The following is a 9,607-nucleotide window of genomic DNA, read 5'->3' as shown; positions in this document are numbered from 1 at the left end:
CACAAATTTCCCGCGGCCCATGAAGATGCCCTCGCCGCATGGAGCTGGATCACCACCCATGCCGAAGCGTGCGGGGTTGATCCGGACCGGTTGGCGGTCAGCGGCGACAGTGCTGGCGGAAACCTGTCTGCCTTTCTGGCTCAGGAATTGTTGCGGACGGGCCAAAAGGGCCCTGCCTTCCAGCTATTGCTCTATCCGCTTGTACAATTTGTGGACATCCGCACAAAGAAAATGAGTTTCCAGGAAGGCGGCTTCTTCATATCAGCCAATCTGTTCGAGTATTTCCGCGATGCCTATATCGGGAATGATGCCGAACGAATGGATCCTCGCGTCTCGCCCCTCTTCGCAGAACCGAATGCCTTCAAGGGCCTGCCGCCAGCGCACTTCGTACTGTGCGGATGGGACCCGCTCAAGGATGAAGGCCTCGCCTATGCCGACAAGATGGCGAGTTTTGGCGTGCGCGTCAGCGTGCGCGAACATCCGGGCATGGTACATGGCTTCATGAACATGACCGCCCTGTCAGATGCCGTGCGCGTTGCTATCCGCGATGCCGGCGTTGAAGCTGGCCGGGCACTTGGCGCCTTCTGACATCCCGGCATAAAAAAGGGGACGACCCGAAGGCCGTCCCCAGTGCTGCATTCGATGGCAATCAGTTGCTGCCGCCGAAACGCTTGGTCACACTTATCTTGAATGTACGGCCAAACGGATTGTGTGTGTAGGGATCATAATTCAGATCGAACTGTGCAAATGGTGGATCTTCATCCGTCACGTTCACCACAGACAGACCGAGGTCGAGGTCCCAAGCGGTCGACTGCCAAGTGTAGAACAGGTCGAACGTGGTCTGGCTATCGATCTCCGTCGTGTTGTTGCCAGTCAGGTCGCCACGCTCATCATCATATGCATCCATGTAGCGCATCACAGCGCGGAAGTTGTGATCACCGAGCTCATAGTTCCCAAAGATATTGGCTTTGAGCTGCGGCAGCGAGCGGGAGAAATTCGACCGGTTGAACTGGCCGACCCGATCACCGCCGGCAATCATCACGCCTTCGATGTCGAAATCGTCCACATCATACTCTATGATATAACTGGCTTCGCCGCCGAGGGTGAAGCTTGAGGTGTTCATGTCCCAGACCTGTTCGGCACGGACGTCCACGCCGGACGTCTGAATGTCCGGGCCGTTCACGACATTTGTCCTGATACGGGCAATTTCATCGGCTGTATTGATGCCGTCACCATTGTTGTCGGTGAAGGTGATCCGCGACAGGATCGGGTTCTCCAGGTCCCCAGCCGCCAGGGCCGCAACGGCGGCACCCACGATCGACGACTGGTCTTCGACAATGATCGGATCCGAGAAGTCGAAATTGTAGTAGTCGATCGACGCGGTGAATCCGTTCTGGTTGTCATACAGGGCGCCGACATTGAAGCTGAAAGCCGATTCCGGGCTCAGGGCCGCATCGCCGAACTGGTCGACCGCCTTGAACGCCGAGGCTGCACCAACGAACTGCAGGGTCGTGACCTGGCCGGACAGCTGGTTCAGGGTTGGCCCGCGGAACGAGGTCTGGGCCGAACCTCGCAGGGCGAGGTTGTCATTGGCCTGCCACTTGATCGCAACCTTTGGGTCGAAGGTCGAGCCAACATCGCCACCATAATCTTCGTAGCGCATGGCCACCTGCATATCTATGTCCTCATAGAGCGGCACCTGCAGTTCACCGAAGACGGCATAGATGGTCTGGTCCTCATCCACTGGCGTCGTACCGGCCAAGAAGGAGAATGGTCCCGTGCCGCCCGGGCCCGGATTGAGGGTCAGGTTCGTCACGTCGTTTGGAACGACTTCATAACCTTCCCGACGCACCTGCATGCCGACGCCCCAGCCCACTTCGCCACCAGCGGCCTGGATGCCGCTCATGCCGGACATGGAGGCATCAAATACCAGAAGGTCTGTGGTCACCGTGGTGCCGACACCGTCCGTCAGCCAGTCGGCCAGCGTTTCGGTGTTTTCCAAGCCTGGTACATAGCTCGGGTTCGCGACACCGGTAATTCCGTTGGCAGCAATCGCGTTCGAGAACGGGTTGTAATATTCACACCCGCCGGCACCGGCCGTCAGCGATCCGGCATAGCCGGCCGCATAGGGCTGGGTTCCGGTCGCCGGGTCGTTCCCCGTGATCGGGTCCGTACAGACACCAAATCCGTTCAGAGCGGCGGTGAAGCCAGCGATATAGGTGTCATTCGTCACCCGCTCGCCTTCCGTGGTCGACCAGCTCAGCGCGGCATCCCAATTGATGCCATTGTCGAACTGCCCGGCCAGGTCACTGGCCACGCGATAACTCTCATAGGTACGGAAGCCTTCCTGCGGTCCGCCATCCGATCCGGGGTAACCGCCCCAACCAAACGAACGGCCGATAAACAGCGCCGCCAGCGTGCCGGCCGGGAACTGACCAGGATTGTCGGCCATGTATTGCTGGAAGCCAGGATGCGAGGCCAGAACGACTTGGGTCGCAAGCTCCTGCGGCGGATAAGACGGAGACGTCTTCCAAGACGGCACGTCGCTGTAGCCATAAAGGCCCTCGATGTGGAAATCGATGCCATTGCCGAAGGTCCGGTTGTACTCGGAGAAGACCTGGTAGCGCTCCTCTTCCTCGACCAGGTTGTCATACTGGGTGAAGTTGAAGTTGCACAGGCCGCTAGCCGGATTGACGAAGCCGCCCGTATCAACACAGCCGAGGTCGCCGGTCGGACCCTGGATTGCTCCGACCTGGCCGCCAATAAGTCCCAGTGGCACATAATAGCCGGGATTGGACAGGGTGGACCAGCCGCCGACCGGATTATCGGCATAAGGCAGGATCGCCCAGTCCTTCTCCAGCAGTGGCACTTCCGGACGGAAATTGTAGCCTACCGAAGTGACCCAGTTCCAGTTGCCGCCCTGCATGCCGTAGGAGGCATTGATGTTGTACTCGCCGTCGGTGCCGTCGAATTGCTGGAAGTCAGCGCTGATTTCGAACCCTTCCAGGTCTGACCGTGTTATGAAGTTCACGACGCCGGCAATGGCGTCCGAACCATAGATCGCGGCCGCGCCATCCTTCAGCACCTCGATCCGGCCGACTGCGGCACTCGGGATCATGTTCGTGTCAATGAACAGCTGCGCCTGCTCGCCAATCGCATAAGGGTGATAGGTCTGGCGGCGTCCATTGATCAGGACCAGTGTCCTGGCTGGGCCAAGCCCGCGTAGGTTGACGTTGGACGTACCCTCCAGTCCGTTCGAGGCGAACTGATTGGTTTGTCCATCAACCCCCGACGATACGCCGAGATTCCGGATCAGTTCCGTTATTGATGGCGAACCCTCAAGTTTCAATTCAGCGGCGGTCAGCACGTCGACTGGCAGCGCGGCATCTTCCGGTGTACCCGCGATCAGCGAGCCAGTAACCGTAACGGTCGACTGGCGCAGCTCGCTCCCGTCTTCCTCCTGTGCGACGGCCGGCATACCGACCGCCAGCGCAGCGCAAGACGCACTTATCCACATTTTCATTTGGTGTTTCATATACTTCCTCCCGTGGTGTGAGCGGCCGAATCTAGTGTTCGGCTCATGTCTCACTCACAGGCAGCATATGCTCGCTTCCGGACGGAAACAGGGTAATTTTGTTGTGCGGCGCAACAAATTGCCGCAGCTTCCTTACGGGACGCCATCATTACAACGTTGTCGTATCTAGAAGCTTGATCCGGACCTGCACAATTTCTGAACATATCTGGTCGGAAACGGCCCGATTGTGGCGCAAATGTTACAGTAAAAAACAATCCCCGACAGACTCGTTATTTGAGGCTGAATCTAGCGAAATAGCGATTATTTTTAATCGTACCCGCCGCCAAGAGCGGGCTCCGAAATACCCTCCCGGAACTATAATATTACAATCAGGAAACTGCTATGCATCTCAAACAATCGTTGTTTGCGACGGCTTCCGCCGTCCTTCTAATTGCGACCAATGCCCAGGCACAGGAAGCTGAAACCGAACGTGAATCTGCAATCGATCGCGTACTTGGAACGGTCACTGTGACCGCCACAAAGAAAAAGGACGTCGAGAATGTTCAGGATGTGCCCGTCGCGGTTACGGCCTTCAACTCCGACACGCTCGACGCGCTGAACGTCACGACACTGGAAAGCCTGTCCTACTCGTCCCCAAACGTTTCGCTGGATGATGTCGGCACGTCACGCGGCACTGCGAACTTCGCCATTCGTGGTCTGGGCGTGAACTCGTCCATCCCATCGATCGATCCGGCCGTCGGCGTCTTCATCGACGGTGTCTACCTGGGCGTGAACAGCGGCGTGGTCATCGACCTGTTCGACGTGGACAGCATCGAAATTCTGCGTGGCCCTCAAGGCCTCCTGTTTGGTCGCAACACCACTGGCGGCGCTGTGGTCGTGAACACGGGCAATCCGTCGGATGAATTCACCTACAAGATCGGTGCGAAAGTTGACGGCCCGGTTGACGAGGACCGTGGTGGCAACAGCGCTACTGTCCAAGGCTACGTCTCCGGCCCGCTGATCGAAGGCGTGCTGAACGGAAAGATCGGCGCCTCCTACACAACCGACGCCGGCTATTTCGAAAACCAGTACAATGGCGACAATCACGGTGAACTCCAGACCGCAACCTATCGCGGCGCGCTGGAATTCACGCCCACCGAGCGTCTCACCTTCCTCGGCAAGGTCGAGTATACCGACAGCCGCGGTGATGGCCCATCCGGCTCCAACGCTGGCTATTTCGACCGCGACTCGTTCGATTTCTCAATTGACGAGCCAGGCTTGGCAGAATCCGAAACTGTCTTCGGCTCTCTGCGTACCGATTATGACGTTGATTTCGGCAACGGCCGTATCACCAACATCTTCGGCTATCGTGATTATACGGGCGACTCGATCGGCGACATTGATGCTTCGCCAATCACCTTCTTTCATTCCGGTGCTGAGCTCTCGCAGGAACAGTTCTCCAACGAGCTGCGCTATGCTGGCACGTTCGGAAAAGCGGACGTGACGACTGGCGTGTACTATTTCGAGCAAGAAATCGCCTACACTGAAACGCGCAACCTGCCGACCACCCGCCCAGCCACGCTTCCAGCGACAATTCCGTGGGGCTTCTATGGTGGTGGCCGTCAGGACCATACCGTCTGGGGCGCCTTCGCCAACGTCGACTATTCCCTCACGGACAAGCTGGTCGGTACGCTCGGCCTGCGTTATTCCAATGAAGAAAAAGAAGCCGACGTTATCTATCTCCGTCCACGCAATGAGTGTTCGGTTGTTGGCGGCACCTGTTCGCCAGACGGCACCAACGCTCTGATCTCGCTGATCACAGGTGGTTTGGCACAGGAGCCTAATGGTTTCAGTGATGGCAATGAGTGGTCCAACTGGACGCCGAAAGTTGGCCTGCAATACTTCTGGAACGACAATTTGCAGACCTATGGTCACTACACCAAAGGCTTCCGCTCCGGTGGCTACAATTTCCGCATCACCGATATTCCGATCTTCTTCGACTTCGTGAACCAAACCGGCGATTTCGGATTTGATGAAGAAGAAGTCGACGCCTTCGAAGTTGGATTCAAGACCAGCAGTGAAGACGGTCGTATCCAGGTCAATGGTGCTGTGTTCCACACCGAAATCCAGAACATGCAGCGTGAGGTCAACACCGCTGGTTCATCGGGCGTTGTTCAGAACATCATCAACACCGCCGATGCGACCATCACGGGCGTCGAAGTGGATGGTCGGGTCGCCTTCGCAGACTCCTGGCTCGCCACGTTCAATGTCGGCATGATCGATGCATCCTATGATGACGTGTTCTTCGATCTGGATGCGGACGGTGTCGTGGGTGACAGCGATCTCGCACTCGACCTCCCCCGCGTGCCACAAGCAACCTGGGGCGTCGGTCTCATCAAGGACATCGACCTCGGGAACTCCGGTGCCCTCGTCGGTCAGGTGAACTATCAATATCGTGACCGTATCGCATATACTGACAGCAACTTCGGTTGGATTCGTTCCGCCAACATGCTGAATGCGAACCTGACTTGGGAAACGCCAATAGACGGTCTCGCCGCGTCGATCTACGGCAAGAACCTGCTAGACGAAGTTCAGACGGGTAACGATACCCAGCTGCCTTTCCCGGCCCCTCGGTCGACCGGTACGCAGCTACCTTACCAGAATGACCCTGGTGGCAGCACGTTCGCTCCGCTCAAGAAAGGCCGTCTTGTTGGCCTCGAGCTGACCTACGAATACTAGGATCAGTTCCTGTCAATCTTTTCGGAAAGGGCGGCCCGGCGGGTCGCCCTTTCTTCATTCAGGCCCTATGTGAGAGCGCATGACCCAGACCCCCCCCATTCTCGCCATCGCCGATTTCATAAGCGACCCCGTCGATCCTGCAGACTTCCCGAAGCATACAATACGGTACTGGAACACGCGCTGGGCCGACGAGGTCGGTCTGGGCGATCTGGATACAGCGGATCAGGCGACCCATTTCGGCCGGTTCGCGCCCCTGCCCCAAAATCTGAAACGGTCCCTCGCCCTGCGCTATCACGGCCACCAGTTCGGCACCTACAATCCGCAACTGGGCGATGGACGCGGCTTCCTGTTTGCACAGGTCCGCGACACGGACTCACGCCTGCTCGATCTAGGTACGAAGGGCTCCGGTCAGACGCCATGGAGTCGCCAAGGCGATGGCCGCCTGACGCTCAAGGGTGGCGTGCGCGAGATTCTTGCCGCGAATTACCTCGAAGCCCTTGGCGTAAACACCTCCAAGCCGTTCGCCCTCATAGAGACCGGCGAACAGCTGGCCCGGAACGACGAACCCTCCCCGACTCGCTCTGCCGTACTCACTCGCCTGTCACACAGTCACATCCGTTTCGGCAGCTTCCAGCGTCTTGCCTATCTTGAACAGGCAGACGATCTGGCGCGGCTCGTCGACTATGTAGTGACCAACTTCCATCCTCATGCGATGGATGACGATGTCAGTCGCAAGACGGTAAACATGCTCTCGGCCATAGCATCCGCGACCGGTCACATGATCGGGCAATGGATGACCGCTGGTTTCGTGCATGGCGTGATGAACACGGACAATTTCAATATTACCGGCGAGACATTCGATTTCGGTCCGTGGCGGTTCCTGCCGATTTCCGATCCGAACTTCACCGCCGCCTATTTCGACCAGCAGGGTCTATACCGTTTCGGGCGCCAACCCCTGCAGGGTGGATGGGCACTCCAACAACTCGCCTCCGCCCTCTTGCCCCTCGCTGGGGCGGAAGACCTCGCCACTGGTCTCAAGCCTTATGAACGCGCCTATCAGGAAAGCTTCGTTTCTCACACTCATGCCATGCTCGGCATTGCACCATTCGGTGATCCTGATGCGGATACGGAGTTCCTGCAGGCATTCTACGCGTGGATGACCGAGACAGGTGCGAGCTGGCCGCAAACCTTCTTTGACTGGTTTGGCGGGCATGAAAGCACCTCGCGGGCCGACGCCTCACCCCAGGCTGCGCTCTATAAGGAAGACCGGTTTTCGCCTGTGCGGGACGCGCTGGTCGCTCGTAGCCCGGTCCGGCCCGAACGCCTTCAGCACGCCTACTTCCAGGCCCCTGCCCCGGTCAGCCTGGTGATCGATGAAGTCGAGGCGGTCTGGGCGCCCATTGCCGAGTCGGACGACTGGTCAGCTTTGCACGCAAAGCTCGACCATATCGAACAGGCGCGCCTTGCCTACGACTGGCACTAACCCCTTCGGTCAGCCTTCCAGTTCGATGTCCCAATAGAGATAATCCATCCAGGTCTCATGCAGGTGGTTCGGCGGGAATTTTCGGCCAATCTCCTGTAGCTGGTAATTATTCGGCCGCGCCGGGCGCCGCATCAGCTGCATGTCGGTATGCTTGAGCAGTTTTCCGCCCTTGCGAAGATTGCAGGGGCTGCAGGCGGCGACGATGTTTTCCCATGTTGTCCGACCGCCCTTGGAGCGCGGAATGACATGGTCGAAGGTCAGATGCTCCGACGTGCCGCAATAGGCGCACTCGAAACCATCGCGCAGGAAGACATTAAAGCGGGTAAAAGCCGGCGGGCGATCCTGCCGGACAAAATCCCTTAGCGCGATAACGCTGGGCAGGCGGAACTCCGTGCTCGGGCTGCGGACGACATAATCATATTCCGCGATGATATCGACACGGTCGAGGAACACGGCTTTCACCACTTCCTGCCAGGGCCACAAAGAAAGGGGATAATAAGAGAGCGGCCGAAAATCAGCGTTCAATACGAGAGCGGGCCGGCCGCTCGGGGGGGCCGAAATGATCTCAGCCATGGGTCACCTCCATGACACTGAGAAGATATGTCTGTTTGAACCGACTGAAGGCGTAGCTCCTTTTCGTCTCGCCCCTGCTTTAGGTGATTCACATAATGAGATTATGACAGTTGCGGCGTTTTGCAACGCTGTCCAGATGGTCAGGCCTGAGGGCTCGGCTGGGCCGCCTTGGCGCGCCGGTCGTTGATCCAGCCCCAGAGCAGATGTGCCGCCACGCCGCGATAGGGTCGCCAGCACTCGGCATGCGCAGTGAATTCCTTGATTTCCATACGGGTTTCGACCTCCAGAAGCAGCTTGTGCGCCTCCATCAAGCCAACATCACCCACCGGAAAAGCGTCCGTCGCGCCGACCGAATAGAGCAGGAACAATTCCGCAGTCCACGGGCCGATTCCCTTAACCGAGACCAATTCCTTGCGCGCAACATCCAGATCAGAAGTGCAAACACGCTCAAGGTCGAGCCTGCCTGTGGTCATCGCCTCGGCAATCGAGATCATGTGCTGAACCTTGGGGCGGGACATGCCACACGCCCGAATATCTTCGGGATCCGCAGCCAGAACAGCCACCGGCGTCACTTCGCCAAACATCGCCTGGGTGCGTTCCCAGATTCTGCCGGCAGCCGTAGTAGAGAGTTGTTGATAGGAAATCAGCCGGCAGAGCGCCGCATAGCAGGGTTCGCCCACCCGCCATTCCGGAATACCCAGTTCGTCATAGGCTCTCGCCAATGCGGGGTCTGCAGCGGCCAGTGTCTCGCAGGCCGCGCTCAGCACCCGCCGCGAGGGCGCCGTCAATAGCCCGGCTCTGGCAGTGTGCCGACCGGGATCAGACCCATCCTCACTTCACTGTCCTTGATGGTGAAGGTCAGGAAGCCACCATCCGCAGATGAGGTTTCCAGCATGGTCAGCATGGCATTTTCCTGCTGTCCCAACTGGCCGGAGGCATCCAGCGCGTCGCGCAACTCGTCCGCACTTTCTATCCGCATGCCCAGAGAGCCATGCGCCAGGCCGTCATCAAACTTGATGTCGCCCTTTACGCCGAGATCCAGCGGGCCCCAATCAAGCAGACCTTGCGCAATTTCGACTGCGCCATCTTCCTGCACGAGCGCGCGATGGAAGCGTTCCGGATTGCCGCCGCTGCGAATCCAGGCCGGAAAGAAGCTGCGCACTTCGCCGATCAGACGTGAAGGTCCGATCGTGTCGCCAAGAAACTCTGCGCCTTGCGGGGCTGCATTGATGGTCAGCCGGTCCCATTGCAGGGCGATCATCAAATCATCTTCTGCGCCTTCACGCGGTTTCAGGTTC

General features: G+C 58.3%; 7 protein-coding genes. 3 read left to right on the top strand and 4 right to left on the bottom strand.

Going from position 1 to position 9,607, the window contains the following annotated elements; all coding sequences use genetic code 11:
• The coding region (locus B4F73_RS13785) for an alpha/beta hydrolase (protein ID WP_290483549.1) at positions 1-588 on the top strand (588 nt) is incomplete at its 5' end.
• 61 nt (positions 589-649) lie between these two features.
• On the opposite strand, the gene B4F73_RS13780 is transcribed toward B4F73_RS13785, so the two are convergent.
• On the bottom strand, positions 650-3,535 hold the full coding sequence (locus B4F73_RS13780) for a TonB-dependent receptor domain-containing protein (RefSeq protein WP_290480236.1): 2,886 nt from the start codon (positions 3,533-3,535) through the stop codon (positions 650-652).
• Between the two features lie 381 nt (positions 3,536-3,916).
• Between B4F73_RS13780 and B4F73_RS13775 the strand changes: the two genes are divergently transcribed.
• Entirely contained in the window at positions 3,917-6,253 is a 2,337-nt protein-coding gene (locus B4F73_RS13775) for a TonB-dependent receptor (protein WP_290480237.1), read from the top strand.
• Between the two features lie 79 nt (positions 6,254-6,332).
• Positions 6,333-7,736, top strand: coding sequence for a protein adenylyltransferase SelO family protein (locus B4F73_RS13770; protein WP_290483548.1), 1,404 nt, complete (start codon positions 6,333-6,335; stop codon positions 7,734-7,736).
• 9 nt (positions 7,737-7,745) lie between these two features.
• Here B4F73_RS13770 and B4F73_RS13765 read toward each other — a convergent pair whose 3' ends face one another.
• From B4F73_RS13765 to B4F73_RS13755, 3 genes are all read right to left on the bottom strand, one after another.
• On the bottom strand, positions 7,746-8,309 hold the full coding sequence (locus B4F73_RS13765) for an HNH endonuclease (RefSeq protein WP_206991678.1): 564 nt from the start codon (positions 8,307-8,309) through the stop codon (positions 7,746-7,748).
• Positions 8,310-8,449: 140 nt separating this feature from the next.
• Positions 8,450-9,097 (bottom strand): DNA-3-methyladenine glycosylase family protein, encoded by a 648-nt coding sequence (locus B4F73_RS13760; protein ID WP_290481316.1) that lies wholly within the window; start codon positions 9,095-9,097, stop codon positions 8,450-8,452.
• Positions 9,094-9,607 (bottom strand): DUF2125 domain-containing protein (locus B4F73_RS13755; RefSeq protein ID WP_290483547.1); only part of this gene is annotated, 514 nt, incomplete at its 5' end. The genes B4F73_RS13755 and B4F73_RS13760, both read right to left, overlap by 4 nt.

It is taken from the genome of Hyphomonas sp. UBA3601 (assembly GCF_002375605.1).
In the GTDB taxonomy this organism is placed as follows: Bacteria; Pseudomonadota; Alphaproteobacteria; order Caulobacterales; family Hyphomonadaceae; genus Hyphomonas.
The sequence above is the reverse complement of the archived record's forward strand: the minus strand, read 5'-3'. Positions and strand labels throughout refer to the sequence as shown.

Excerpts from the sequence above, each read along its gene's own strand:
- B4F73_RS13780 (WP_290480236.1), bottom strand. The coding sequence starts at position 3,535 with ATGAAACACCAAATGAAAATGTGGATAAGTGCGTCTTGCGCTGCGCTG.
- B4F73_RS13775 (WP_290480237.1), top strand. The coding sequence starts at position 3,917 with ATGCATCTCAAACAATCGTTGTTTGCGACGGCTTCCGCCGTCCTTCTA.
- B4F73_RS13770 (WP_290483548.1), top strand. The coding sequence starts at position 6,333 with ATGACCCAGACCCCCCCCATTCTCGCCATCGCCGATTTCATAAGCGAC.
- B4F73_RS13765 (WP_206991678.1), bottom strand. The coding sequence starts at position 8,309 with ATGGCTGAGATCATTTCGGCCCCCCCGAGCGGCCGGCCCGCTCTCGTA.